Annotated in this window: 24 protein-coding genes; 12 read left to right on the forward strand and 12 right to left on the reverse strand. The window is 58.1% G+C overall.

The annotated features are described in order from the left end of the window. Positions 1 to 98: 98 nt before the first annotated feature. Both AB8A50_RS06665 and AB8A50_RS06670 read right to left on the reverse strand, forming a co-directional pair. Complete coding sequence (locus AB8A50_RS06665) at positions 99 to 1691, reverse strand: SulP family inorganic anion transporter (RefSeq protein WP_439071788.1); 1593 nt, start codon at positions 1689 to 1691, stop codon at positions 99 to 101. A 68-nt stretch (positions 1692 to 1759) separates the two neighbouring features. Continuing rightward, positions 1760 to 2476, reverse strand: a complete 717-nt coding sequence (locus tag AB8A50_RS06670) for a YoaK family protein (RefSeq protein WP_120289526.1) — start codon at positions 2474 to 2476, stop codon at positions 1760 to 1762. A 152-nt stretch (positions 2477 to 2628) separates the two neighbouring features. Here AB8A50_RS06670 and AB8A50_RS06675 point away from each other — a divergent pair, with 152 nt between their 5' ends. Together AB8A50_RS06675 and AB8A50_RS06680 are read left to right on the forward strand one after the other, a co-directional pair. Next, positions 2629 to 3468 (forward strand): alpha/beta hydrolase family protein, encoded by an 840-nt coding sequence (locus tag AB8A50_RS06675; RefSeq protein WP_439060489.1) that lies wholly within the window; start codon positions 2629 to 2631, stop codon positions 3466 to 3468. A 21-nt stretch (positions 3469 to 3489) separates the two neighbouring features. Beyond that, on the forward strand, positions 3490 to 4107 hold the full coding sequence (locus AB8A50_RS06680) for an invasion associated locus B family protein (RefSeq protein ID WP_439071789.1): 618 nt from the start codon (positions 3490 to 3492) through the stop codon (positions 4105 to 4107). A gap of 22 nt (positions 4108 to 4129) precedes the next feature. Here AB8A50_RS06680 and AB8A50_RS06685 read toward each other — a convergent pair whose 3' ends face one another. Further along, positions 4130 to 4747, reverse strand: a complete 618-nt coding sequence (locus tag AB8A50_RS06685) for a response regulator (protein WP_120289520.1) — start codon at positions 4745 to 4747, stop codon at positions 4130 to 4132. Between the two features lie 306 nt (positions 4748 to 5053). Here AB8A50_RS06685 and AB8A50_RS06690 point away from each other — a divergent pair, with 306 nt between their 5' ends. Then, positions 5054 to 5737, forward strand: coding sequence for a helix-turn-helix domain-containing protein (locus AB8A50_RS06690; protein ID WP_120289518.1), 684 nt, complete (start codon positions 5054 to 5056; stop codon positions 5735 to 5737). Here AB8A50_RS06690 and AB8A50_RS06695 read toward each other — a convergent pair. From AB8A50_RS06695 to AB8A50_RS06705, 3 genes are read right to left on the reverse strand one after another with little or no spacing between them, the layout of a single operon-like run. Further along, positions 5715 to 6173, reverse strand: coding sequence for a potassium channel family protein (locus tag AB8A50_RS06695; protein WP_089264203.1), 459 nt, complete (start codon positions 6171 to 6173; stop codon positions 5715 to 5717). The genes AB8A50_RS06690 and AB8A50_RS06695 overlap by 23 nt on opposite strands. 18 nt (positions 6174 to 6191) lie before the next feature. Then, the gene (locus AB8A50_RS06700; protein ID WP_120289516.1) at positions 6192 to 7055 is read right to left on the reverse strand and encodes an alpha/beta fold hydrolase; all 864 of its coding nucleotides are present in this window, start codon (positions 7053 to 7055) and stop codon (positions 6192 to 6194) included. Positions 7056 to 7063: 8 nt separating this feature from the next. Continuing rightward, entirely contained in the window at positions 7064 to 9571 is a 2508-nt protein-coding gene (locus tag AB8A50_RS06705) for an alpha/beta hydrolase (protein ID WP_120289514.1), read from the reverse strand. A gap of 131 nt (positions 9572 to 9702) precedes the next feature. Between AB8A50_RS06705 and AB8A50_RS06710 the strand changes: the two genes are divergently transcribed. The 5 genes from AB8A50_RS06710 to AB8A50_RS06730 all read left to right on the forward strand — a co-directional run bounded on the left by AB8A50_RS06710 (position 9703) and on the right by AB8A50_RS06730 (position 13107). Continuing rightward, on the forward strand, positions 9703 to 10629 hold the full coding sequence (locus AB8A50_RS06710) for an alpha/beta fold hydrolase (protein WP_439061637.1): 927 nt from the start codon (positions 9703 to 9705) through the stop codon (positions 10627 to 10629). Continuing rightward, positions 10626 to 11240: a hypothetical protein gene (locus AB8A50_RS06715; RefSeq protein ID WP_120289510.1), complete on the forward strand. Its 615-nt coding sequence runs from the start codon at positions 10626 to 10628 to the stop codon at positions 11238 to 11240. The genes AB8A50_RS06710 and AB8A50_RS06715 overlap by 4 nt, the downstream gene beginning before the upstream one ends. Positions 11241 to 11324: 84 nt before the next feature. Continuing rightward, a complete protein-coding gene (locus tag AB8A50_RS06720) occupies positions 11325 to 11972 on the forward strand; it encodes a 3-oxoacid CoA-transferase subunit A (RefSeq protein ID WP_120289508.1) in 648 nt (215 codons plus the stop codon). Positions 11973 to 11975: 3 nt separating this feature from the next. Beyond that, positions 11976 to 12626, forward strand: coding sequence for a 3-oxoacid CoA-transferase subunit B (locus tag AB8A50_RS06725; protein ID WP_120289506.1), 651 nt, complete (start codon positions 11976 to 11978; stop codon positions 12624 to 12626). A 22-nt stretch (positions 12627 to 12648) separates the two neighbouring features. Next, positions 12649 to 13107: a MaoC family dehydratase gene (locus tag AB8A50_RS06730; RefSeq protein ID WP_120289504.1), complete on the forward strand. Its 459-nt coding sequence runs from the start codon at positions 12649 to 12651 to the stop codon at positions 13105 to 13107. Between the two features lie 17 nt (positions 13108 to 13124). Here the strand turns inward: AB8A50_RS06730 and fabI are convergent, their stop codons facing one another. The 5 genes from fabI to AB8A50_RS06755 form a co-directional block, all read right to left on the reverse strand. Then, a complete protein-coding gene (gene fabI / locus AB8A50_RS06735; RefSeq protein WP_120289502.1) occupies positions 13125 to 13916 on the reverse strand; it encodes an enoyl-ACP reductase FabI in 792 nt (263 codons plus the stop codon). Beyond that, positions 13913 to 15127: an acetate kinase gene (locus AB8A50_RS06740; protein ID WP_120289500.1), complete on the reverse strand. Its 1215-nt coding sequence runs from the start codon at positions 15125 to 15127 to the stop codon at positions 13913 to 13915. Before AB8A50_RS06740 ends, fabI begins: the two co-directional genes overlap by 4 nt. Before the next feature lie 5 nt (positions 15128 to 15132). Continuing rightward, complete coding sequence (locus AB8A50_RS06745; protein WP_120289498.1) at positions 15133 to 16095, reverse strand: phosphate acetyltransferase; 963 nt, start codon at positions 16093 to 16095, stop codon at positions 15133 to 15135. Between the two features lie 27 nt (positions 16096 to 16122). Further along, positions 16123 to 18345, reverse strand: coding sequence for a DUF3141 domain-containing protein (locus AB8A50_RS06750; RefSeq protein ID WP_120289496.1), 2223 nt, complete (start codon positions 18343 to 18345; stop codon positions 16123 to 16125). Positions 18346 to 18422: 77 nt separating this feature from the next. Then, the gene (locus AB8A50_RS06755; protein WP_120290302.1) at positions 18423 to 19499 is read right to left on the reverse strand and encodes an AI-2E family transporter; all 1077 of its coding nucleotides are present in this window, start codon (positions 19497 to 19499) and stop codon (positions 18423 to 18425) included. Positions 19500 to 19644: 145 nt separating this feature from the next. On the opposite strand from AB8A50_RS06755, the gene AB8A50_RS06760 reads away from it, so the two are divergent. From AB8A50_RS06760 to AB8A50_RS06770, 3 genes are all read left to right on the forward strand, one after another. Further along, positions 19645 to 20166 (forward strand): GNAT family N-acetyltransferase, encoded by a 522-nt coding sequence (locus AB8A50_RS06760; protein WP_439071793.1) that lies wholly within the window; start codon positions 19645 to 19647, stop codon positions 20164 to 20166. A 250-nt stretch (positions 20167 to 20416) separates the two neighbouring features. Continuing rightward, the gene (cax, locus tag AB8A50_RS06765; RefSeq protein ID WP_120289492.1) at positions 20417 to 21517 is read left to right on the forward strand and encodes a calcium/proton exchanger; all 1101 of its coding nucleotides are present in this window, start codon (positions 20417 to 20419) and stop codon (positions 21515 to 21517) included. A 233-nt stretch (positions 21518 to 21750) separates the two neighbouring features. Continuing rightward, positions 21751 to 22605 carry a metal-dependent phosphohydrolase gene (locus AB8A50_RS06770; RefSeq protein ID WP_439077202.1) on the forward strand — a complete coding sequence of 285 codons (855 nt, stop codon included), beginning with the start codon at positions 21751 to 21753 and terminating at the stop codon, positions 22603 to 22605. Between the two features lie 135 nt (positions 22606 to 22740). Here AB8A50_RS06770 and AB8A50_RS06775 read toward each other — a convergent pair whose 3' ends face one another. Then, on the reverse strand, positions 22741 to 24138 hold the full coding sequence (locus AB8A50_RS06775) for a molecular chaperone (RefSeq protein ID WP_439077203.1): 1398 nt from the start codon (positions 24136 to 24138) through the stop codon (positions 22741 to 22743). 212 nt (positions 24139 to 24350) lie between these two features. Between AB8A50_RS06775 and AB8A50_RS06780 the strand changes: the two genes are divergently transcribed. Further along, positions 24351 to 24902: a hypothetical protein gene (locus tag AB8A50_RS06780; protein ID WP_309946149.1), complete on the forward strand. Its 552-nt coding sequence runs from the start codon at positions 24351 to 24353 to the stop codon at positions 24900 to 24902. Positions 24903 to 24969 lie beyond the last annotated feature (67 nt).

The raw sequence follows: 24969 nt of genomic DNA on the forward strand, positions 1-24969 counted from the left end.
GTGTAGCCAATGCTAAAGCCGTTCCCAGTGGCGCCTGTTGATCCAAGTCAATGCAACGTGATGTTGTGAACGACGCTCCGCTTGGCACGGCAACACGGTCAACCTTTCCTCAGATCGTCGAGTACACTATCCATCCTTCGGGTCCAGTTGGCGCTGTCGGTCTTCTCCGCGAGGCCATCAGCCTGCAAAACATCTCGGACTTGCCCGCGGGCGCCGACGATCTGAAAAGCGATGCCGCGCGAGACAAGTTCGCCATGGAGGTCGTGAAGCATTTTCACGCCCGCAAGATCGATAAAGGGTGAGGAAGAGAGGCCGCAGACCACAACCCTGGTGTCCGGTGATGCGCGAACCTTTGCCATCACATTCTCCATCGCCGTTTCCGCATTGATGTAAAGTAACGAGGCCTCTGGGCGGAAAGCGAGAACACCAGCAAGGGGCTCGACGTCAGGGTATCGCGCACTATCGGCATATCGGCCTGTTCCTGCTAAGCGCCCGAGAATCGCGACGTTTGGCTGCGAGGCACGCGCCAGTAACAGAAATATGGACGCTAGCGTAGCCAGCAGGATGCCCTGAAGGATGCCCAGCATCAGCACGGAGACAAGGGCGATCGCCGCAGCATAGAAGTCGATCCGACTGATACGCCACATCCGCATTAGCGCGGCGATGTCAACTAGTTTGTAGACAGCCGTGCAAACGATCGCAGCAAGTACAGCCTTAGGCAGATTGGTCAATATCCCCGTGAGGAAAAGTAGACAGATCCCCAACGTGGCTGAACAAATGATCAGAGCGAGCGGCGTTTTCGCGCCGGCCTGATCATTAACGGCGGATTGTGACAAGCCTCCCGCAACAGGGTAACCATGGCCGAGCGCTACCGCCAGATTGGCGGCGCCCAACCCCAGAAACTCCTGCCGCACGTCGATGGGATAGTCGTGCCTCGCCGCAAAACTTCGCGCACCTGCGACGCCTTCGACATAGGCGAGCAACATGATGCCGGCAGCGAGAGGAAATAGTTCATCGAACTCAAGAAGCCCGAAGGTCGGCATGGCAATGCTCGGCAAGCCCTTCGGAATTTCGCCGGTGACGGGAATGCCAAGCGCCGGCAAGCCGAGCGCTGTCGCGACAACGATCGATAGGATGACGACTGCAAGTCCTACCGGTCTGCCGGGCAATAGACGCTCGCCCTGGAGCAGCATGATCGCAACAAGTCCGATCGCAAGCACGATCCAGTGAACACCACCGAGCTGCCCAACAAGCACGACAAGGCGATCGAAGAAATTTCGCCCGCCACCAGCAACGCCAAATAGGCTCGGCAGCTGCGTCATGATAATGGTGAGACCCGCGCCAGCCTTGAAGCCAACCAGAATGGTGTCGCTGATCAAGCGTACCAGCATGCTTAGTCGAAAGATCCAGGCAATCAGGCAGAGAGCCGCAACGCCAAGGGCTGCTACACTCGCAATCTGCGCATAGCGAAGCGCATCGCCTGCCGCTAGACCCCCGACCGAAGCGGCGATCATCAGCGAAATCGCCGAAGTCGGGCCGACAGCAAGTTGCCGCGAAGAGCCCAACAAGGCATAGCCAATGCCGCCCAGCATGTAGCCATAGATCCCGATCTGGGGCGGCATGCCGGCGAGCGCAGCATAGGCCAACGACACCGGGATCGCATAGGCGGCCAGCGTGACGCCAGCGATCATGTCACAGCGAAGCCAGTCAGCGCGATATTCGGCAAGCCAGCGCGTCGGCGGAAAGATCCCGTGCGACCTCATGCCTGCTCCCTTCGATCAACGCGATCCCGCATCATGCCGCGGAATCCGCCGCAGCATAGAAGAACCAGCAGCAACGCACCGACAGGAACGGTTAGAGTGAGTGCTGGCGCCCGCTCTGTAATGAAAGCACCGACAGCGGCGCCTGTGCCAAATGCGGCGCAAACCCCCATGAATATACGGGACTTACGCAACAGACCGACCTGGATATCTCCAGCAACCAGTGCGACCGCTCCCTCAATCGCCTGGCGAAAGTTTCCTGTGATCATCACAGAGCTGTAGTTTGAACCCTCAACCTTGGTGAAAATCGAAGTCTGCATTGCGGCCACCATCGAGACGCCCAGCGTGCCCGCAACGTCAGGCACGCGATTGTGCAGCACACCGACAAGGATCAGAACGCCAGCTTCTACGAGAATGCTGATCGGGCCGACTCGATCACCGACTGCACGCCGCAGCCATGAGGCGATCACCACGCCGACGACGAAAGCGAAGAGCGATGGCACGAAGTGAAATGCCTCCGTCCACTTCCCGGCCGTCGCTTTTACCCATAAGAATACCAAGTTGGCGGTCTGCGCATTCGCCAGAACGCCATGCGTAATCCACGTATAGGCATCGAGATAGCCGCCTGCGAAGCCCAGCAGCAACGCGACCATCAGGGTTTCTTCGCGGCGCGTCGGCACATTAACCACACGTATCGCAGAAATATTCGAGCTCATCGGGCCAACAGGCGCTGGCTCCGGCAATGAGGATTGATCTGAATCAACTGCCTTCAGAATTTTGGCTGTCGGATCGCGACATGAGGCGATCCGGAAAGGCACCCACCATGCATGCCATTCACGCGTTCGTCACGGCGGCGCTTCTTATATCCATGGCCCCTGCCGCGCCGATGCAAGCGGCCGACAAGCCCGACGCTGCGCGCATCCAGGAAGAGCTCTGGGTGCTGCCGCTGCCGTTGCCGATGTTTGCCTATCTGGTGCGCCCGATAGGCAACGGCCCCTTCCCGCTGGTTATCATGAACCACGGCGTCTCGCTCAATCCGACTGACCGCGGCTTCTTTCCCCTGGTTGAATTCCGCGATGCGGCCAAATGGTTTGCGAGGCGCGGTTATCTGGTGGTGGCGCCGGTCGGCACCGGATATGGGGCATCCGCCATCGACATTCCCGAGCGTGCCATCTACGGCCCTTTCTTCTCCAAGATCGGAAAATGCGAAAATCCAAACTTCCACGACGCCGGGCTTGCAGTCGCAAAAGTTAACCTCTGGATTATTGACTATTTGATCGCAGAAAACCGCATCGTGCCGAACGATGTCATCGTCGTTGGACAATCCGCCGGAGGTTGGGCATCCATTGCGCTATCGAGCGTAAATCCACCACAGGTTAAAGCGATCATTACTTTCGCCGCCGGCCGCGGTGGCCGCGTCGACGGCAAGCCAAACAACAACTGCGCGCCGGACAGGCTCATCGAAGCGACGGCAGATTTCGGCCGCACATCACGCATGCCAATGCTGTGGATCTACATCGAAAACGATACGTTCTTCGGACCAGCACTGTCGAAACGTATGCACGAGGCCTTCACGGCCGCCGGCGGTAAAGCAGAGTACCGCTTGATACCGCCTTTTGGTGATGAGGGGCACTTTCTCATCGGATCGCCGGAAGCTATCCCGATTTGGTCGCCAATTGTAGCGAAGTTTTTGGATGACCAGAAATGAGACCAAGACCGGAGGTCAGCTGTGACATATTCCGATCCCAATAAACCACAACGCAAGCATCCGTTGAACCCCTTCCGAGCGCTCCTACTTGCGGCGCTGGCGAGCCTCACGTTCAACAAACCCGCAGTATCCCAACAAGACCCGGCGGCCACCGCTCCTGATGGGGAAGTTCGCTCCCGCGGTCAGCGCCCAGTGAAGGACATCACCTTCGGGGACTGGAGCAAAGTCTGCTTCAAGCCTGGCGGGGCAAAACCACTTTGTCGCACATCGATCACCGGTACTTTCCCGACCGGTCAAATGGCGGTTCGGCTGGACATCATCGAACGCGAAGGCGATGCCGCCAAGCGGATACAAATATTCTCCCCCGTAGGTATGTACCTGCAAAAGCCGGTTGAACTCACGATCGATCAAGGCGTGACTTACAGAGTTCCGTACACCTGGTGTCTGACCAATGCCTGCATCGCAGGAACTATCGCCGAACCAAGCTTGGTAAAACGTATGGCACAGGGGCAGATTCTGCATCTGCAGTTTGTGGATTCCAGTCTGTTACGACTGACGACCTCGCTAGCCCTTGGTCGCTTCGCCACCGCTCATGAAGGCCCGCCCACGCAGATGTTTAATCAGGGTATCGATGAATAGTGAGAGCTGCGGCCGCTGCGATTCAAGCTCGGTCGCGCATCCCCAGCCGCTCCGCGATAGAAACGAGTTCTGCGAGTGAAAGGACACGCATTTTCTCCATTACCTGATGGCGGTGCGCTTTTATCGTGCGCTCCGTCGTTCCCAGACTTATGGCGATTTGCTTGTTGATATTTCCACGTACCACTAGATCGAACACCTGTCGCTCACGTGGCGTAAGAGATGAAACCAGCAGGCGACATAAGGCGGTTTTTTCTTGCTGACCTCCCGTAGACTCCTGGCGCGCTAGCGCACGCTCAATCGCATCAATCAACTGCTGTGATGTCACGGGCTTGGTCAGGAAGTCTTCCGCGCCGGCCTTGATCGTTCGCACCGTTACCGCGGTATCGACATGTCCCGTAAGGAAGATGATCGGCATACTCGAGCCTAGCTCGATCAAGCGGCTCTGCAATTGCGGGCCGTTAAGTGCCGGCATCTGAACATCCAGCACGATACACGCGCGCGGATTAACGTCTGGCAATCGATCCAGAAACTGCTGTGACGAAGCATATACCGCAACCTCATACCCGGCCACCCTGAGCCGACGTTCGATCGCAGCTCTAAACGACGCGTCGTCATCCACTACATGGATCAAACCAGGCATTTTGCCCTCTGAGATCAAGTTTCTCTAATGACAACCACAGCTCTGACATTTCCTGCCCGACCGACCTTCGCATTCTCTCCTATCGATCATGCGAGTGCGCCGTCCATCCGCTCAAATGATTCATTCCAAGCGTAATGCCCTTGGCGACGTAAGGCCTCGCGCATTGTACTTTGGGACAATGACCTTTGGACCAATAGCCTAAGGTTGCACCCTAGTCTTAGATCAGCTCTAGAGGAAGCGAAAAGCTCAACACTTCCCTGCAATGCAACGTTGCTCTGGCGATCATTTGGTGAGGGGAGTTGACCCATGTTTGCTCGCACGACTACGAATCCGACGCCTCGCCCCAATTCCCTCCGTGAGTTCGGCATGGCCAGCGACTCGAATCCCATCGTCAGCTTGAATGAGTTTACTTACAAAAAGAGCACCGAGATCTACGGGGAGAAAGAGCCTGCAGAGTACGTATATCAGGTGAAATCCGGTGCCGTGCGAAGCTACAAACTGCTCTCCGACGGCCGCCGTCAGATCGGCGCATTTCACCTCGCCGGAGACATCTTCGGCCTTGAGAACGGTGGCGAGCATCGGTTCACTGCGGAAGCGATTGTAGACACCACTGTTCGCCTCATTAAGCGACAAAGTTTAGAGATCGTGGCTGAAAGCGACGCCATGGTCGCGCGCAACTTGCTCAGTATGACCACAAGCAATCTGCAACACGCGGAGGATCACATGCTTCTGCTTGGCCGCAAGACCTCGCTGGAGCGGGTCGCGGCCTTCCTGCTTGAGATGGACAAGCGGTTGTCTGCCGCGGGCACTATGGCCCTGCCGATGTCACGCCGCGATATCGCCGACTACCTGGGCCTAACGCTGGAAACTGTTTCCCGCGTACTGTCGCGATTGCACGAACTGAGGACTCTCGGTTTCATCGGCAACACTCAGCGTCAGATTGTACTCTTGGACCGAAGCAGACTCGCTAGTCTGGATCTACAGGGCTGAAGCCGCGCGCACCGATCGCGGCAAGATGATCCAGCGTCTTACGCAACACTTCGAAGAGGACCGCAGTCGACCAACCAAACATCAGAATGCCATTCATGGCGGTCATCGGCCCGATCAGCCGCCACGCTTGCACCGGCGTTATATCGCCGTAGCCGAGGGTGGTGTAATTTACGAATGCGAAATAAAGAAGGTCGCTGTCGTCTGGGGCAGCGCCGACTATTGCATAGGCCAGCGCCCAAGCGAGCATTTCCAGCGTATGTGCAATCATCAGCACGGCAGCAACCCCAACCATCACGGCCATCAGGTGAAGTCTCGGTCGCGTGGTGTGCCGTAGCCCTGCTGAGCGGGCGATGCCCACTGCACCAACGGTGACCAGCGCATGAACCATGATGGTGATCACGGTAACGATCGTGCCGACGAGGAGCTGAATTGCCATTGCCTGCCCAGATCCCTGCTATTTCGAACGCCCTCCGAACCATGCGCCGAAATAGCCTGCGTAGAGCGCGGGTAGTTCAAGATTCATCGAATGCCCGATACCGGGCACAACCACGAGCCGGCAATCTGGCATTACCGCAGCCATCGCCCGGAGATCGGCTGGCGGAATCCAGCCATCCTGTTCCCCCCACAACACCAGATGGGGATGCCGGATATCCGGCATGCGGCGTTTGAGTTCTCCAATTTCTCGCTCGCGGGTAAGATTTAGCGGCGTGCCGATCCAGATCCCTTCAGAAACGCCGAAGGTCTGTTCGATGATGCGTTCAAACAGGGCCTGAATTTCCCCGAGCCCTTCGCGAAAACGTGGGATCGCATTTGGCGCCAAGCTATCTGGCAAGAATAGCGAGGACGCCGCGCTGGCCATTACCGTCCGCGTGACTTGCTTGCTTGCCATCATCGCCCGAAAAACGCCGATCTGATCGGCGTTGAAGGCCATACCGAGCGGTGAAACTGGATCGAGGGAGAATACGCTCCCAAAGCGCTCCGGTTGCATCAACAACATACGCGCGGCAATGATGCCGCCCGTTGAGTGCGTAGCAAGATGGCAGAATTTGACGTCCAGAGCGTCGATCGCGGCTAACATATCCTCCGCGTGCTGCTGCATGGAGTAGTTGCTATAGTCGGCTGCAGGTTCCGGCTGGTCGCTGTCGCCACAACCGCGCCAGTCGATTCCAATCACGCGCAGTCCAGAAGGAAACAGTGGTGCGGCGATTTCGATCCAATCCTTGCTGGCGAGGTTGCCGTGAACGAAGACGACGCTAACGTCGCCTCGTCCCCACTCCCGCCAGCCCAGAGAGACCTCACCTGCCCGCACTCTTGGCATGTATCACCCTACTTGTTCAGGCCGGCAGTCGGCGCAGCTCCGGGCGGCGTCGGTGCTAAAGGGACGGCTGACGCGACAGCTCCCCTGATCATACGGTCAGTGCCGAGTGGTGAACTGGTGTCGGCGGTTCCCTTCGTTACAAAATCGACCACGTCTGCGGAGTATTCAACTGGATTGTCCGTATGGATGAAGTGTCCGGTCTCCGGATAGATTTTAAGCATCGGCCGGTTACCGGCATTGGTCATGCGCGACATGAACGGCGTAATGACGTCACGTCCCAGGTCGGTTAGCCCGTTAAAAGCAGGCGTCGGGATAAATGGCTCCTTGTCCCCGAACGCGAGGAAGATCGGCGCCTTGATCTCCGTCAGCCGATCGTAAAGGTTCTTCGGATCGTCCTGCTGCAACTCCGCCCCGATCGTGTAGACGTCGAAGATGAAGACGTTACACCACTGCTCGAGCTCCTTGGGATTTCCCTTCGTTAACGCAACACGCTGCTCCGTATGGAAGCGGGCATATTCGCTGTCGCTAAAGAAGTATCCGCTCTTGGCAGCCGACACCACGCCGGTCTCAGGGTCACGTTTCTTGAAGTAAAAGAAGTCGCGGATGTTCGGCTCAGATCGCCCCATTTCCGCTTTGAGAATTCCGGTCTGCTCCCAGCTCTGCTTCCACTTGTCGAAATCGCGGCCGAAGGCCTCATCGAACAAGCGCGCTTTCTTGTCCTTGGCGATCGTGATGTCGCGCGGATACTCCTCAAGGCCAGACGGCGCTTCAAGCGCAAGGCCCTGCACTGCATCCGGCCAAGTGAGCGCGTAACCCATCACAAACTGACCACCAAGCGAGTGTCCAAGGTAATGCGCCTTTTTGACGCCGAGCTGATTGACAACGAGATCGTAAATCACCTCGCGCATGTCCTGCATGGTCCGCGCCGGGCTCTTATCTAGATTGCCGGGCCCTGACATGCCGTAATGAGGTAAATCCGGAACGATCACGCGCAGTCCGCTGCGCAGCGCATACTGCATGATATTGCCGTAGTGCCCGCCAAACGCGCCCTTCCCGTGAATGACGACAAGAACTTTCGGTTCCTTGTCGGTCCCAGCATATTCGTCCATGTAGCCGATCTGCCAGGGCGTTCCACGCTTGTCCTTCGCGGTCGCGTATTTGACCGGATAAGGATAGGTCACATGATCTTTCCAGAATGATTTTGTCTTATCCACATTCTCGGCAACACCAGGAACACGATAATTCTTGTCGACGAACTTCTGCGCCCGATCAAGGCTCGCCACGTCGTCCATGAAAGCCACGAACTTCGGATCGTTCTTGCGATTGTTGATAATCGGGAACACGCCGTAGTGTGCGACCGGACTCTCCTCGGAAATGAGGTCCGCGCCCGGCACGCGATCGACGGCGCGCTGGGCGAGCTTGAAGTTCAGCCAGAGATCATTGGTGATGTGCATCACCAATGTGCGCGCCTGAATTCGGCCGAGGTACGGATTGACGTTGTAGGTTTCACCAACTCGATTGCGCCAGACAAGGTCGACCGCATCATACATCTTGGAGCGATTGTTGACACTGAGACCGGCCTTCTCGTTCGGTGGATCCCAATAGAAGACCTCGGGCTGTACCGATGCGAAACTCTGAGTAGTCCTGAAGCCGAAATCATATCCGGTCAGGCCGAGCACCGACCAGCCGAAGGCCATGCCCGGCAAGGGGTGCCTCTCCTTGGGAAGCTTGTAGTAATCACCTTTGGTGGATTGCCATACCGGATCAGATTGGATCGCGGCCGTCATCAACTGAAAAGTCCAATTGCCGACGGGGTCCTCGGCGTCGGACTGGGTCGTTCCGCCGATCGGCATAAGTGCGCCGATATACTCTGGATGCAGCACACCCCAAACGTAGGTCTGCGTGCCGCCCATCGAGACGCCAGCAACAAGCGCCACGCGCGCGACCTTCAGGTGATCACGCAACATGCGGTAGTTAGCCTGCACCATATCAAAATAGCTGTATTGCGGAAATTTGATGCCTAGACCGTCTGATGGCTTACTAGCACCCCAGGTCCCCAGCGGATCGACCATAATAACATAGTACCGGTCGGTATCGATCGGTCGACCCGGACCAATAGTCGGCACGCCGCCCGACAGGGCAGCCCCCTTGACCCATTGCTCATACATGTCAGTGGAGTCACCGGAATAATAGGAATTGATGACAACGGCGTTGGTGATCTCGCCGGCCGCATTGCGGCGCGCATTCCCAATCGCGACGTACGCGGTGCGCAATTGTCCGCCACCGAGCGACTCCAGCGTGACCCCGCCCTCTCCGCCGTTCTCCCACTTGGTCGGATCGTTCAGATCATACTTACCGCCCAACCTGAAGTTTGGCACCTCATAGTAGTTTTTCAGCCCATCATGTTGCACTTGCGACGACCGGCGTGTGAAGGGTTGCGCAACCGCAATTGCAGTGCCAACCAGCAACAGGATCAGGCTGACGAGGCAACGTTTCATGGCAGCTCTACCGGTCATGACGGTCTCCTCCCGATGATGTTTTGTGCATATGTTGAGGGGCTCAATCAGGAAATGCTTGATCTAGCTCAATAGAAATTGTCTTCGTCCGCTGATCATTGCGACGATCAAATCGCCAACCGGTCAGCGCAATGCCCTTCCTGAGCTACGGTTCATATCGGATACGTTATGAGCTCGACGGACCGACGGACGCGCCCGTCTACGTTCTGGTCAACGGACTGACGCAATACGCTGAATTATGGACGGCCTATCGCGACGCACTGGTGGCGCGTCACTTCCGCGTCGCGACGTTCGATCTGCTCGGCCAAGGTGCGTCCGATAAGCCCGCGCTGTTCATCCGTCAGGACGACCACGTCGCCGCATTACATCTCCTAATTGGAGAACTCGGCGACGGTCCCATTTTTCTGAGTGGCATCAGCTTCGGCGGCCTTATTGCACTGCGCTATGCAATCGAACACGGCCAACGGTTGACCGGTCTGGTGCCGATGAGCTGCTTTGCCGAGCTACCGCCTCAACTGTATCTGCTCGGCAATGCTTTGCGAACCGGGTTAGTCCTTGGCGGCACCAGCTATCTTCAGGACCTACTGCTGCCAATGAACGTCAGCGACCAGTGGCTGAAGCCGGTTTTGGAAACGCTCGACAACGTCAAGCGGCAAGGCTGGCTTATCAATGACGTTTACGCCCTGCAGAATCTGATGGAGTCTTTCCTCGACTTCCAGCCTTTGACGCCGCAACTCCCTCTAATCGGCGTACCAACGATGATCCTCAACGGTGAATTCGACTTTCTGACGCCACGTGCACTCCACGAGACCCTGCGTATCCAAATTCCAGACAGCTCGCTTGTCATCGTTCAACGCGCTTACCATGCCTTTACGCTGGAGAAACCCGCGCTCACCGCCGACCTGCTCGCACGCTTTGCAGAGGATGTGCTGGCGGGGGGCTGGCAAGGCAACAAGGCTGTCTGGATTGCTCCGGAAGAAGCCGGCGGGCAGCTCGTTCCATTTCCAGCCGGCTACGACCATCTGCGAGCGATACCAGTACAGGAAACGATACGATGAGGGCGTTCTTCGGACCACTCGACCCCGAAGGCCGCGTGCCCTTACATCAGCAAACACGCGTCGCAGCATTCTTGATCTCGGCCCACGGCGCGTTGGCGCGACACTTCGCGTTCGCCATGCCACTCAAGCTCGAATCCGCCTGGCAGACCGAATTGAATGCGCAATTCTATCGAGAAGCGGAAATCGTTTCCCTGTTGCTGCGCGCAACATCATGGATACCCGATCTTGCACTGAGCTATTTGGCAGCGTCTTGGGAAACGACATGGCTCCCAAAGCCCATCGAAGGCATTGACGATCCCCCCCTGGCACTGGCGGGTGATTTGGCTGCCCGCGCGCATGCCATACATGCTGGAATTCGGCCCGCCGCCCTCTTGCCGGTCGAAGCCGACACGCATGATCCATTCGTCACGGCGCTGCGCCGTATTGAATTTGAAAGCGGCCGCCTGCTGCAGGCACAGATCCTTCTTCTAAAGAGCCCGAATCTGACGCCCTTCCGTGAAGCCGTGAGCGCTACTCTCGAAGAGCGCCACGCAGAGATCCGCAAGCTCTGGGCGGAAGCCCTCGAAGGCGTGGGAGTCTCTGTTCGCGAAGGAAATAATGACAAGTCTTGACGCAGATCAAAGGAGCACCGGCTTCGTACACCGACACTTCTTCACCATCGGCTCTCCTGATCGACTGTTGACCGGAGCTCCATTATGAAGGCTGTTTCTCTGGAAGATGCCATTGCGATGATCCCGACCGGCGCAAGCATCATGGTCGGCGGATTCATGGGTGTGGGAACGCCGGAGCGCCTGCTCGACGAACTAGTGCGGCAGAAGAAGTCGAACATTTCTCTCATCAGCAATGATGCGGCCACCCCCGGTAAAGGCGTCGGGAAACTATTCGAGGGCGCACAGGTAGCCCACATGATCGGGACCCACATTGGCCTCAATCCGAAGGCTCAACAGCAAATGCTGGGCAAACAGATCACCGTTGATCTGATCCCGCAGGGCACTTTCGTCGAGCGCATTCGCGCCGGTGGCTGTGGGTTGGGTGGCGTATTGACGCCGACTGGCGTCGGGACGCTGGTCGAGGAAGGCAAACAAAAGATCGATGTGGGCGGGAAGAGCTATCTGCTCGAGACCGCCCTACGCGCCGATTTTGCGCTTGTGCACGCATTTCTTGCCGACTACGCCGGCAACCTGTCCTACGCCCTCACGGCCCGCAACTTCAATCCGGTCATGGCGATGGCGGCGGACACCGTCATCGTCACCGCGGAGCATATCGTCCCGGTCGGCGTCATCGCGCCCGACCACGTTATTACCCCCGCCCCCCTGGTCGATTACCTCGTCGCGAACGGGTGATCTATGGATGCACAAACCACTATCGCCCGCCGCGTGGCGCAAGAGCTTCGACCGGGCAACCTCGTCAATCTAGGCATTGGCATTCCAACTCTGGTCGCTAACTATGTGCCGCCAGGGTTGAACATTTTCTTTCAGTCCGAGAACGGATTGATTGGCACCGGTCCCATCCCCGAGCAGGGCATGGCTCATCCGCTGCTGACCGATGCCGGCGGCAAGCCGATTAGCGCGCTGCCCGGCGCCGCCACGTTCGATAGTGCGATGTCGTTCGGTTTGATCCGCGGTGGCCATGTCGACATCACCGTACTCGGTGGTCTGCAGGTAGATGCCGGCGGGCGGCTCGCCAACTGGACGATTCCCGGCAAGATGGTGCCAGGTATGGGCGGCGCGATGGACCTCGTTAGTGGTGCCAAACGTGTAATCGTTGCCATGCAACATGCAGCCAAGGGAAAGTCTAAGATTGTTGCCAAATGCAACCTACCACTCACGTCGGTTCGGCCAATCGATCTCGTCGTTACCGATATGGCGGTCATCGCCTTTCCTGGCGGCAACGCAACTTTGCAGGAGACGGCGCCCGGCGTCACCATCGCCGAGGTACTGGCGGTGACGGAGGCCGAGCTCGTCGTTCCAGACAAAGTTCCCGAAATGAAACTGTAACCTGTGGAATCGGATCACATTCATGCGGATTTTCAACGGGTTTGAAGAACTCAAGGCCGCCGTCGGTACAGAGGTCGGCGTTAGCGACTGGATTGAGGTGACGCAGGACCGCATCAACAAGTTCGCGGAAGCGACCTGCGACGAGCAATGGATTCATGTCGACCAGGAGCGCGCGGAAACGGAGATGCCGGGTGGTAAGACTATCGCTCACGGCCTGCTGTCCCTGAGCTTGACGCCGATGTTTATCCGCTCAGTGATGGGTCTGAAGGGGCTGAAGAATACCCTTAACTATGGCGCGGACCGCGTCCGCTATCTCTCGCCTGTGCCGGCCGGTTCAAAATTGCGCGGCCGCGTCAGCATAGCGGAAGCCGAGGAAGTACCACCCAACGGCTTGCGCACCCACTATCGCGTGACAATCGAGATCGAGGGCGGCAAGCGCCCTGCCTGCGTCGCTGAGGTAATCGGCCTACACTTCAGCTGAAGCAAGAACGCCACACGTTAATCGATAATGTGGTAGCCACCATCGACATAGAGCACACTTCCAGTGATCAGCTTGGCACCGTCGAGCGCGAGGAATGCAGTCGCCCTCCCCACATCGTCAATGCTGACAAGACTGCGCGACGGCGCTTGCGACTGCGCCTTGTCCATCAGTTCGTCGAACTCCGGAATGCCGGACGCAGCGCGCGTTGCCAGAGGCCCGGGCGAAATCGCATGCACGCGAATGCCTTTTGGACCGAGTTCGGCCGCGATATAACGCACTGCGGCCTCGAGAGCCGCTTTCGCGACACCCATGACATTGTAGTTCTTCACCACCATCTGACTGCCATAATAGGTCATGGTGAACAGCGTGCCACCGTTCTTCATGAGCGGCTCCGCCAGGTGCGCCATCCGCATAAACGACCAGCACGAAACGTCCATGGTCTTCTGAAAGCCCTCACGATCAACGTCAACCACACGGCCATGCAACGCATTCTTGGGCGAGAAAGCAATGGAGTGCAAAAGAAAGTCGAGTTGCCCCCATTCCTTGCCGATCCGCTCAAACACCTTCTCGGTTTCGCCTTCAACCATCACATCAAGCGGCATGAAGATTGGAGACTCCAGCGCCTCCGCGAGCGGCTCGACGTGCTTCTTGGCCTTTTCGTTCAGATATGTAACGGCAACGTCGGCGCCAAGCGCCCGAAAGGCCTTGGCGCAGCCCCAAGCTATAGACTGGTCGTTGGCTATACCGACGATGAGCCCCTTCTTGCCTTTCAACGCGATACTGGTCTCTGGATATACCGGAATCTTCATGACACTCTCTCATGTTTCTGATCGTGCGTTTTCGGATTCATCAACAACGATAGCGTATGCTGCGCAATCATCAGCTCTTCGTCGGTAGGAATGACATAGACGGGAATACGGCTATCGAATCGCGATATCCTGCTTGCGTGTCCAGCATTCTCTGCCGGATCAAGCACGACGCCGAGCCAGGCAAGCCTCTCGACAATGCGCGCCCGGATCGATGCCGAGTTCTCACCGATCCCAGCCGTGAACACGAAGGCGTCGAGACCCTGCAACGCGGCAGCGAGCATGCCGGCGTGCAGCCCCACTCGATAGACGAAGTAGTCGATCGCAAACGCCGCGCGCGGATCCCCGCTGCTTTCAAGTTCACGCATGTCGTTGCTGACGCCAGATAGCCCCTTCAGGCCGCAGTCCCGATAGAGAAAATCCTGCACTTTCGATACCGACATGCCTTTCTCTGCAATCAAATACAGAACGACTCCCGGATCGAGCTGACCGACACGCGTTCCCATCGCGAGCCCATCGAGCGCCGTAAAGCCCATTGTACTCTCGACACTCTTTCCATTCTTGATCGCACCCATCGAGGCACCACTGCCGAGGTGGGCGACGATCACGCGTCCGCCTGCGACGTCGGGCGCAACCTGCGGCAGGCGCTTGGCGATATATTCGTACGATAAGCCGTGGAAGCCGTAGCGCCTGATGCCCTCGGCATGGAGCTCGTACGGAATCGCATAGTGATCCGCGAGAGCGTTGTGATCGCGATGAAAGGCGGTGTCGAAACAGGCGACCTGCGGCAGAGCCGGGAAGTTGTTCAGGATCGTTTTGATCGGCGCCAGGTTATGCGGCTGGTGTAGCGGGGCCAGCGAAACATATCGCTCCAGGCGCCCCACGACGCCGTGATCAATCAATACCGGATTTGCATAATCCGGCCCGCCATGGACGACGCGATGGCCGACGGCGACGGGGTTGATATTGAGTTCTTCGCGGAGCCAGGCGCCGGCGACAGACATCGCAGCTGGCACGTCAGCCACGGCCTCGATCGGATAGACACGATCGGCCATCGGCTCAGCATTAGGCCCGTTCGCACGTAACCGCGGACGACTGCCGATTCCATCAATCTGGCCCTTGATCCGCCTGTCTAAGTTCCCCTCTCCCTCGACCGAAAAGACCTGAAACTTGACGCTCGACGAGCCAGCATTGACGACAAGGATTGTGTCCATGGCTATCACCCAGCGACCGTTGGCGCGCGTTGACGCCTGGCATGCGCATAGAGCGACGCGATAGCGCAGGACGCCATCCGCGCGCGTGCCGTGTCGGCTCGTGACGTCAACACAACAGGCACTCGGGCACCCAGCACAATTCCCGCACCATCGGCCTTGGCGAAATACGCCAGGTTCTTTGCCAACATGTTGCCAGCCTCAAGGTTAGGAACAACCAGTATCTGCGCGCGGCCTGCGACCTCGGACTTGATACCCTTGATCCGCGCCGCCTCAACATCGATGGCGTTGTCGAATGCCAGCGGTCCGTCGAGCAATCCCCCGGTGATCTGACCTCGGTCGGCCATTTTGCACAGCGCTGCCGCATCGATCGTCGAAGGAATCGTGGCGGTAACGGTTTCAACCGCAGACAGGATCGCCACGCGAGGAGACTGGCCGAACCCGGCCTGATTGTAGAGATCGATGGCGTTCTGGATGATGTCTCGCTTGGCACCAAGGTCCGGGAAGATGTTGATCGCAGCATCTGTGACGAAAATGGTCTCGGTATAGGCCGGCACATCCATCACGAAGACATGGCTGATGCGCCGGTCGGTGCGTAAGCCGCCCGCCTTTGCCGTCACCGCGCGCATCAGCTCGTCGGTGTGCAGGCTGCCCTTCATCAGCATTTCGCCTTTGGCTGCGTGGATCAATTCGACGCCTTTGGCAGCAGCGTCCTCACTATGCGCGGCATCGACGATTTCAAAGCCCGTGATGTCAAATCCGCCCTTGTCCGCGGTGTCCCTGATCTTCTGCTCGGGACCGACCAGGATTGGCCGAATGATGCCGGCCTTCGCACTGTCGACAGCTCCGCGTAGTGATGTTTCGTCGCAAGGATGCACGACGACGGTTGAAACCGGCGGCACGGCCTGCGCCAACGCGATCAATCGATCATATTTACTGGGAGATTGTGCCTGGCTTGCGTCGGTTGACATGATGTTGCTCCCCCGTTTGAAATTTCTTTACGACGCTCGTGCCTCAGGGTCGAACGCAGCAACGTTTGACGCCCCCGCCTCTCCGGCGTCGACGCCGAACAATCCGGCGATCCGCGCCCAACGGCTCGCGCGTTCACCAGCGATGTCACCGCTGGCGGACAAAATCTCACGCATTGCCGTGAAGGCCGATCGCTTTTGAGCACCGTCCGCGGGCAACAACTTCGGAATAGCGGCCAGCGCCCCTTCAGAATCGAGCAACAACATAAAGAACTGCTCACGCACCAACATCTTGAACTCAGGCAGCGTCAGTCGTGCTCCAGCGTGATCGCTCCGAACCTGACGCAGTGCCTCGATACTTCGCTCATCGACCATTCCCCGCGCAGAACCCACATAGAGCAATGAGCGCAAGGTCGCTTCGCGTAAGCCCCCTTGGGAAATCTTCGATTTTAACTCAGCGATCCTCTTGTCGAGCATCAAGCGGTGTTCATCCGACATCTCCCGACGACGCGACGGCTCGGACTTCGGATCAATGCCGACGGCCGCCTGCAACGCCGGTGAACCATAGATGTTGAGGAACATGGCTTCGCTCAGCGCCTCCTGAGAGTCACGCCAGCTATCCAGCAGATGAACGATTTGCTCTCCCATCTGCTCCTGGAATGCCAGGAAGGGATTGTTCTTCGAGACCGGTTTACGGTTATCCTCAATGCCTTCGGCTGCGGACTTTACGGCGCTCATCCACGGATTTTTGCTGCTGAAGGCTTCATACTGCAGTCGTAACGGGTGCAAATTACGCATCATCTCCGCCATCTGCGGCGTCACTGCGTTCTTAAGCCAGGGTTGAACAAATTTTTGGTAGGCTGCGAGATTCATCTCAGAGACGCGCTTGGCCGCGGCGAAACGCCGCTCGTCCTCAGGCGAATTGCCACCCATGGCCCTGATATCATCGAGCGTCCGCGCCTCGCAGCGCATCACCCATTGGCCTACGACAAGGTCGGAGTTCGTGGTCTCCTCGCCCTTCGCCTCGAAGGTCGCTTCGTAGAGACCAGGTGGCAGCACATCTATGAGATCGATATTGCTAGAAAATTCGGCGTGTTCCTTCTTGGCGACGCCACCGGAAACGAAAATGCCGAGATGGCCGATGCTTTGGTGAACGGTATAGACAATCGTCTGCCCATACGCCCTGATCTCATCCACATCAGCATAGCAATCCAGTATCCAATTCAGCGCTTGTTGCGGCGGCGTAACGTTGTCACCCTCGGAACAGAACACCAGGATCGGCGACCTGATGTTGCGCAAGTCCACCTTTTGTCCGTCTGACATCTCGACCTTGCCCACGGCAAGATTGTTGCCGATGAAAAGCTCGTCGACGATGAACTGGATTTCTTCGGCGTTCAGATTGACGTGCCCGCCCCACCAGCGCTCGAACTCGAGATAGCGATCCGCCTCGGTATCAATATTGGAGTAGACGTTATACTGCTTGGTCCACAGTGTGTTCGAAGGGTTCTGACTCTCGAAGTTCTGCACCAGCCACGCGCCATCGAATTTTCCCGCACCGAGATCACTGGTCATTGCGGTGAGCCAACTGCCGCCCATGAGGCCACCCGAATAACGCATCGGGTATTTGCCGTGCACGCCTTCCCAATAAGCCAACGGAGCCCCTGCGATGATCAGAGGCCCGAATAGCTCGGGTCGCAGTGACGCCAGGATCATGACGGCCCAACCGGCCTGGCAATTGCCGATGACGCAGGGCTTGCCGTCGGCCTTGGGATGCAGGTTGATGACTCTCTCGATGAACTGCGCCTCGGCGCGCGCAATGCGCTCGATGGTCTGTCCCGGCATAGGTTCGGGGAGAAAGCCGATGAAATAGCAGGAGTGCCCCGCTCTCATCGCTACGCCGATCTCACTGTCAGCCTTGAATCCGCCGATTCCCGGACCGTGACCAGCACGAGGATCGATCACGATGAAGGGGCGCCGCTCGATATCGATTTCGACGTCATCTGGCGGAACGATGCGGACCAGTGCATAGTTGACGGGTTCGATCAGTTCGCGACCATCGATGATCAATTCGGCTGCATATTGCAATACATGCGGCGCTGTCTGCGCGACGTGCTCACGATACTGATCGCCGCGTTGGCGCATGACGTCCAGGAACAACATGCTCCGCTGCCCCGCATCGACCATGTACTCCACTGCCGAGGCAACAAGCCCAGACATGGGGCCGCCTGGCAGGTTTGGCGTTTCCATCGACATGTTCCGACCTCATCGTCGCGTAAGCTCATTCAAGGGGCTTCCCGGCGCGTAACGTTGATCTAGGTCAAGGGTCTAAGTCAGTTCGGCGCGGGTTGCGAACGATCCTCACGCATCCATGCGGCGATCAACTCCCAGGCAACCGAGAGAACAATTGGCCCGATAAAGAGGCCGACAATTCCGTGCGCGAGCGTTCCGCCGATGACTCCGATGAAGATGACGATCGTCGGTGTCGTGAGCCCGCGCCCCATCACGAGCGGTTTCAATATGTTGTCGAGAATGCCGACGACGGTGAGAAATAATGTCAGCAGCAGCGCTGTGGCGAAATCCTTGTCCATCCAGATCCAGATGATCACGGGAAAGAGGACGATTGCTGCGCCAATCTGAACAATAGTCAGCAACATGACCGCGAAAGCCAGAAGGCCGGCGCTGGGAATGCCGGCCATCTTGAAGCCTATGCCGGCCAGCAGGGCCTGTACGACCGCGACGCCGATCACGCCTTGGGAGACGGCGCGGATTGTCGCCCCTGCCAAATCCAGCAAATGTTCGCTTTGCTCATGGACGATAAGTGACAGAAGGCGCCTCCCGCCCGAGACCAGTTGAAGACCGTAGGGAAAGAGAAAGCCGGCTATAAGAACAGACAGGAGAAATTTGAGCGTCCCGACACCGGCGCTGCCCGCAAGTGTGAGCATCGTGCCCGCCAAGGGCTTCAAATACGGTGCAACCTCACGCAAGACCGCCCGGACGTTACTGGATGCCCGCCCCCAGAATTCGTAGAGCTTCGGCCCGACAATCCGCCATTCCTTGACCTGTTCGGGCGGTGACGGAATGGCTAAATTCCCGGCGGTCAGTTCACCGGCGAGCTGTCTCACCCCCTCCACTGCGCTCAAGCCTAGCCATGTCGCCGGCCCGACGACAACTGCAAGATTGACGATGGTGAGGATGACTGCGGCGGTCTTTGGACGACCGCCCAGCAATTTGGCCAGCCAGTTGAAGGCGGGGTAGAAGGCGACTGCAAGGACACCGCTCCAGGCCAGAATTGGCACGAAGGGACGGATCACGATAAATGTCCAGGTCACCAGCAAAGCCAGCAGTCCCAGCCGGACTACAAGCTGGATGATGACGTCTCCGGATAGAAATTGACGGACGGTTCTCACGGACGCGCCTTGATCTGTGCAGGTCGTGCGAGCGTTGCCGTTGCACTCGCCCGCGGTCTTGATCCAGATCAAGCACCCGTCCGTCGACCGCAGTTTGCTTGGCACTGGTCCGAACTAGTGTACCCGACCAGCCAGCGGAGTTCCCATGTCCGATGCCGCCACCTACGCCGCGCAAGAGCAGTTACGCGATGGCCGCCCGGTGAATATCCTGGCGCTTCGCCCCGAAGACGAGCCCGACATGCTCGCCGCGCTGGCGCAGGCCAGCGTGCAGTCGCTGCAGCGGCGCTTTTTCGTCATGAAGCGCCATTTCTCAGACAAGGAGCGCGCTTTCTTCATGGACGTCGACTTTGAGAACCATGTCGCACTGATCGCGCGAGTCGAGGAAACCGGCCAAAATATCCTGATCGGCGGTTGCCGATATATCGTCTCGGAGCCAGATCGGGCCGAAATGGCGTTTATGGTCGTCGATGGCTGGCAAGGGCGCGGAGTGGGTTCGATCCTCATGCGCCACCTCATCAATCTCGGGCGCGATGCCGGGCTAAAAGAATTGACCGCAGAAGTTCTGCCCGAGAACACTGCGATGCGAAAGATTTTCACCAGGTTCGGCTTCAAGGCAGCCCCGCGGAAAGATCCCCAGATCGTCAGCCTGATGCTCACACTCACTTAAGATCCAAGGTCGGCAAATCCTAACGCATCTAGATACTGATGATGTGCATAGCCCTCGCACCGTCAGAAGAAATCTGGCCCTCCCGACGGCTTCTGACGCAACGCCGGCATTTTGTAGGGGATGTGGTGAAGAGCGGTCGAAGTGCGTCCGCGTTCTTCCAACTTCGAGGTCTTGTTGAGCTAGATCAATACCGGTCCGGCGATGGGATCGGAGTTTCCGCCGTCGCATTCGATATGGAGACGGCGCCGCCATGAAACCCCTGCTCAAGCAAATTCAGCACACACCGCTGCTTTGGATGTTGATCTTCGTGCCTGCCGTACTAGTCGCGGAAGCAATAGCGCCGCATTCCCATACGCTGCTGTTCATGCTTTCGGTTCTCGCCATCGTGCCGCTGGCCGCCCTGCTCAGCCACGCGACCGAAGCGGTTGCCGCCAAGACCGGCGATGCCGTCGGCGGATTGCTCAATGCTACGCTGGGAAACTTAACGGAGCTGATCATTGCGATCACCGCGCTACGTGCCGGCCAGTACATGCTGGTGAAGGCGTCAATTGCTGGTGCGATTGTCACCAATGCCCTCTTCATGCTCGGTGCCTGTCTGCTCCTCGGCGGCCTGCGCTACCATGTCCAAGAATATAATCGCTCCGGCGCGCGGCTCTACTCCGGTCTCCTACTCATGGCGACCGTCGCCCTGCTTGCCCCATCCGCGGTCGCCGACCTGGATCTTGTGCAGGGTGAGACCGTCATGCAGAAGCTCAGCATTGGCCTGGCCATCCTGCTCATCATTGCCTACGCACTAGGTTTGCTGTTCTCGCTGAAGACCCACAAGGAATTGTTCGCAGGCGCCGCGCATAGCGAAGATGAGGAACATTGGCCGATTGCCCTTGCGGTGGGCACACTGCTTGTTGTCACTGTGCTGGTTGCACTTGTAAGTGAGATTTTCGTCGAGTCAGTGCAGAAGGCCGCAGCAACATTTGGAATGAGTCCGGCCTTCGTTGGCTTTATTATTGTCTCAATGGTCGGGGCCGCCGCCGAGTTTGCCGTAGCCTTTTCTGCGGCACGCAAGGACCGCCTCGACATGAGCGTTAGCATCGCGCTTGGCAGCGCCTCCCAGATTGCGCTCTTCGTTGCCCCCGCCCTGGTGCTACTCAGCTATGTCGTCGGACCAATGCCGATGAGCCTGCAATTCTGGCCCGGCGCCGTCACCATGGTCTTGATTGCGACCGTGACAGCGAGCTTCATTACGAGCAGCGGCCGCTCGGCCTGGTTCGTCGGCGCCCTGCTCATCTTCATTTATGCAGTTTTTGCACTGACGCTGTATGTAGTCCCACCGACGGGCCAAGGGGTGGGGTGAAGTACGCGCTCGGTGGGACAGCGGGCCGCTAGCGCTCAGCTCTATTTGACATCGAACGCTTCGGGATTCTGGCTTTCAGAGCATTGATTCAAACCAACTCTCAGGGGACTCTCACTAGCAGCATCCGTTGAAATCCGCAGGCACTCAGGCTTTGACGATGCTGAAGGTGGAGGATACCGCTGAGGACCCGGCGATCATGGTGCAACAACAACGAGGCAAGATAGGGAGCCGAGATGATCACAATTCCTCAACTGACGGCGCAAGCCCTTGGCTCTTTTCTCGCGCGGGAAACCGAAGACCGCTTCCGCTCCTCGCATTCCGATCTGACGAAATTGCTGCCCTTTGCAGCTAGGCTGGCATTGGAGTGCATCGCAAATAGTGACGCACTCTATCACAATATCGAACATACCATGCTGGTTACGCTGGTCGGGAACGACATCCTGGCTGGGCGTGCCCTGCAACGTACCACCACCGCAACCGACTATGCGAACTTTATTATGGCCTGCCTAACCCATGACATTGGATATGTGCGGGGCATTATCCAAGGCGATGAAGACGGCGCTTATGTTGCGGACCTTACTGGGCGCAAAATTGCATTGCCGGTTGGATCCTCCGATGCCGCGCTCGCACCCTACCATGTCGACCGCTCAAAGCTCTTTGTGATTGAGCGGCTCCATGCCGTGGAGGAAGTCGACGCCGCCCGGATTGCCCGGGCCATCGAATACACGCGCTTTCCCTACATCGATGCAACAAACGGAGGAGGAGATGACCTCGATGAGGAAGAAGGATTGCTGTTGCGTGCTGCGGATCTGATTGGCCAGCTCGGCGATCCTAATTACATCAGGAAATCAAATGCTCTGTTCCATGAGTTCGAGGAGGTCGGACTGAACAAGGCACTCGGCTATGCAACGCCAGCTGATATCGTCTATAAATTTCCTCAGTTCTACTGGACCAACGTTGCACCGCAGATCCAGCTTGCGATCCGGTATCTCAATGTTACCTCTAGCGGCCGGCAGTGGATCGCCAGCCTGCACAGCAATGTTTTTCGGGCTGAGCGTGAGGTGAACCTATCGGGGCCGCAGAGATAAACGCTCCCGAGACCTGCAGTCATCGCGCTCACTTCATTGCAGCGAAATTATATTGCGCGTTGTGAATAGTTGTCGGCAGGCTAGGAATTCGGTGGTGACGTTCCGCCACCTAATCTCAACTGGGCTCCTGAGCAGTCATCCGACTGCCTTCAAGGTTACGTCCGGTTCCGGAGAGGCCAATGCGATCATTTGCAGATATTTTAGTTTGAGCTTGAGGCCGTGGCCGTCACCGTATTTCGGCTTGCCGCTGGCGTGGCCCATTAGTTCGTCGGTAAGCTCGTCCGGACATTCGGCATTGCGCAGCCGATCCTTAAAGCTATGACGGAACGAATAGACCGAATGGCGCGACGAAGGCTTCATGCCATGCTTCTTCATGTGCTTATTGACCGCTGCCGAGAAACTGTCCTCGTTGTCAAAGTAGCGCGCAAAGCCTTTCGGAAAGCGTCGCATCGCTTCGAGAGCGATGCCGACCAGAGGAATGTCGCGCTCCGACGATTCCGTCTTCAGCACGCGTCCGTCGGGAACCACTCGGATATAGGGGATATTGGCATCGAGCACGATATTCGCCGGCAGCAGGTTCAACACCTCGCAGGGTCGCGCGCCGGTGTTGATTAGGATGTGCACTGCGGCCACCGCCTGATCGTTCAGCGCGTCGAAGCCTCCCGGTCGCAGGATCGTGTCGACGATAAAAGCGGTCTCGAAAGGCTTGCGCTGCCCGCGCTCACCGCCGGAGAGACGCAGACCGGCGAACAGGCTCTCCTTGTCCAGGTGATGCCGCTGGCTGACGGTTCGAACCATGCGCTGAATATGAGTAATGTTCTTGTTTGCGGTGCCGATGGCAACTTCACGCTTCACGGCGCGGGCTTGCCAGTGATCGCGGTACTTGAGCGCATCGTCACGGGTCATCTCTTGAAGGGCCTTATCGGTCACCACCTCGATCAGGATCTCAATAGCGCGCTCTTTGCCGGCCTTCCATTTCTTGAGCTGCTTCGGTGAATAGTTCATGCGCTCGGTCGCCGTGGCCGCCTCGAATTCGGCAAACAGAGTTGAAAGCTTGATAAGCGGCTCAGCAACACCACCGAGCACGGCCGCGCGCGTCACGGGATCATGCAACCGGTCGCCCTCGGCGAGGGTTTCGATGCGTCGCTTCAGCTCGGCTGGCGCTTCTAACGCTACGGCGGCAGCGGGGCGATATGAAAGGTCGAGGATGCGCGCCCGCCGAACCGCTTCGGCGTGGTCCGTGGCCGCCCTGCCGGCTTCACCGGCGGCGCACTTCTGCCAGTAGGCTTCAAGGTCCAGATTCATCCGATCGGCGATCAGGGAGGCGCGCCGTCCGTGCCTGTCACGAGCAATGCGTACCTTGGTGGACAGCTTCACGATGCCGCGTTTGTCATAACTCGCGAACTCTTCCGGCACGCGACGCACGAAGTGCCAGGTTCCATTTCGCTTAGTCAGATGCTCGCCCATCCCTGCCCCATGTTGGACGTTTTGTTGGACGTTTTTGTCGGCGAAGGCCAAGAAAATGTCAAACAATTCGCACTTTTCCTCGCTACTTCAAGATGTTATGCACAGCCCCGTTGGCACTGCTAGGGAGCGCCATTCGCGCACTGCCCTGGGTTAGGCCACGTTATTGCCACCCGAGCCTTATTTTCGTTGAACTTGGCCGCGAACCTCCCGAAATTCACGCGTTCTGGATGGTTTTGTCGCGGATTGGAACGATCACACGCCATAGGACTTCGAGCTTCATGGTCGAAATCATGCCGAGCGCTTCCCAGCACAGTTACGCGTCCGAGCCCAGTCACACCTGGCGCATTAGCCAGCAGCCGATCATGGTTGCGGCTGCGGCCCTGTTTCTGGTCGTGATCGGCATCGGCGGCATCTTCACGTGGCGCAGCTATAGCGGCGCAACGCCGGAGCCGGAGCGGCTCACCGCATCGCGCCTGCAACAGGCCCGTGTGGCGCAGGCGTCCGAACAGCTGATCGAAAAGACCAAAGGCATCGAGGCCACGCAGCAGCAGTCGATCGATCAGCTTCAGGTCGTGCAGGATCAGTTGCAGACCATGCAGCGTCTGATGACAGCGCAGCAGAACGAAGCGCGCAAGCTCAACGAGCAGGTCGGCGCCCTCACCTCCACGCTCGACACTCTCCGGCAGTCTTTTGCCAGCACCTCGGCAACTGACGACAAGCCTGCCGCGCGAGAGCAACCGCGCCGCTCACGCTCCCGAGCCGCGGCAAGCAAGGGCCGTCAGAAGATGAAGATCGTTGTGCAGCGCAAGCGCCCCGGGGCGCGCGGCTAAGCCATCCCGCGCGATTGCTCCCGAGCACACGTGAACTGCTTGTACTCTCCACAGCACCGCGCCTAGT

This window comes from Tardiphaga sp. 841_E9_N1_2, assembly GCF_051811065.1.
Classification (GTDB): domain Bacteria; phylum Pseudomonadota; class Alphaproteobacteria; order Rhizobiales; family Xanthobacteraceae; genus Tardiphaga; species Tardiphaga robiniae.

Excerpts from the sequence above, each read along its gene's own strand:
- AB8A50_RS06665 (WP_439071788.1), bottom strand. The coding sequence starts at position 1,691 with ATGATCGCTGGCGTCACGCTGGCCGCCTATGCGATCCCGGTGTCGTTG.
- AB8A50_RS06670 (WP_120289526.1), bottom strand. The coding sequence starts at position 2,476 with ATGAGCTCGAATATTTCTGCGATACGTGTGGTTAATGTGCCGACGCGC.
- AB8A50_RS06675 (WP_439060489.1), top strand. The coding sequence starts at position 2,629 with ATGGCCCCTGCCGCGCCGATGCAAGCGGCCGACAAGCCCGACGCTGCG.
- AB8A50_RS06685 (WP_120289520.1), bottom strand. The coding sequence starts at position 4,747 with ATGCCTGGTTTGATCCATGTAGTGGATGACGACGCGTCGTTTAGAGCT.
- AB8A50_RS06690 (WP_120289518.1), top strand. The coding sequence starts at position 5,054 with ATGTTTGCTCGCACGACTACGAATCCGACGCCTCGCCCCAATTCCCTC.
- AB8A50_RS06695 (WP_089264203.1), bottom strand. The coding sequence starts at position 6,173 with ATGGCAATTCAGCTCCTCGTCGGCACGATCGTTACCGTGATCACCATC.
- AB8A50_RS06700 (WP_120289516.1), bottom strand. The coding sequence starts at position 7,055 with ATGCCAAGAGTGCGGGCAGGTGAGGTCTCTCTGGGCTGGCGGGAGTGG.
- AB8A50_RS06705 (WP_120289514.1), bottom strand. The coding sequence starts at position 9,571 with ATGACCGGTAGAGCTGCCATGAAACGTTGCCTCGTCAGCCTGATCCTG.
- AB8A50_RS06710 (WP_439061637.1), top strand. The coding sequence starts at position 9,703 with ATGCCCTTCCTGAGCTACGGTTCATATCGGATACGTTATGAGCTCGAC.
- AB8A50_RS06715 (WP_120289510.1), top strand. The coding sequence starts at position 10,626 with ATGAGGGCGTTCTTCGGACCACTCGACCCCGAAGGCCGCGTGCCCTTA.
- AB8A50_RS06720 (WP_120289508.1), top strand. The coding sequence starts at position 11,325 with ATGAAGGCTGTTTCTCTGGAAGATGCCATTGCGATGATCCCGACCGGC.
- AB8A50_RS06725 (WP_120289506.1), top strand. The coding sequence starts at position 11,976 with ATGGATGCACAAACCACTATCGCCCGCCGCGTGGCGCAAGAGCTTCGA.
- AB8A50_RS06730 (WP_120289504.1), top strand. The coding sequence starts at position 12,649 with ATGCGGATTTTCAACGGGTTTGAAGAACTCAAGGCCGCCGTCGGTACA.
- fabI (WP_120289502.1), bottom strand. The coding sequence starts at position 13,916 with ATGAAGATTCCGGTATATCCAGAGACCAGTATCGCGTTGAAAGGCAAG.
- AB8A50_RS06740 (WP_120289500.1), bottom strand. The coding sequence starts at position 15,127 with ATGGACACAATCCTTGTCGTCAATGCTGGCTCGTCGAGCGTCAAGTTT.
- AB8A50_RS06745 (WP_120289498.1), bottom strand. The coding sequence starts at position 16,095 with ATGTCAACCGACGCAAGCCAGGCACAATCTCCCAGTAAATATGATCGA.
- AB8A50_RS06750 (WP_120289496.1), bottom strand. The coding sequence starts at position 18,345 with ATGTCGATGGAAACGCCAAACCTGCCAGGCGGCCCCATGTCTGGGCTT.
- AB8A50_RS06760 (WP_439071793.1), top strand. The coding sequence starts at position 19,645 with ATGTCCGATGCCGCCACCTACGCCGCGCAAGAGCAGTTACGCGATGGC.
- cax (WP_120289492.1), top strand. The coding sequence starts at position 20,417 with ATGAAACCCCTGCTCAAGCAAATTCAGCACACACCGCTGCTTTGGATG.
- AB8A50_RS06770 (WP_439077202.1), top strand. The coding sequence starts at position 21,751 with ATGATCACAATTCCTCAACTGACGGCGCAAGCCCTTGGCTCTTTTCTC.
- AB8A50_RS06780 (WP_309946149.1), top strand. The coding sequence starts at position 24,351 with ATGGTCGAAATCATGCCGAGCGCTTCCCAGCACAGTTACGCGTCCGAG.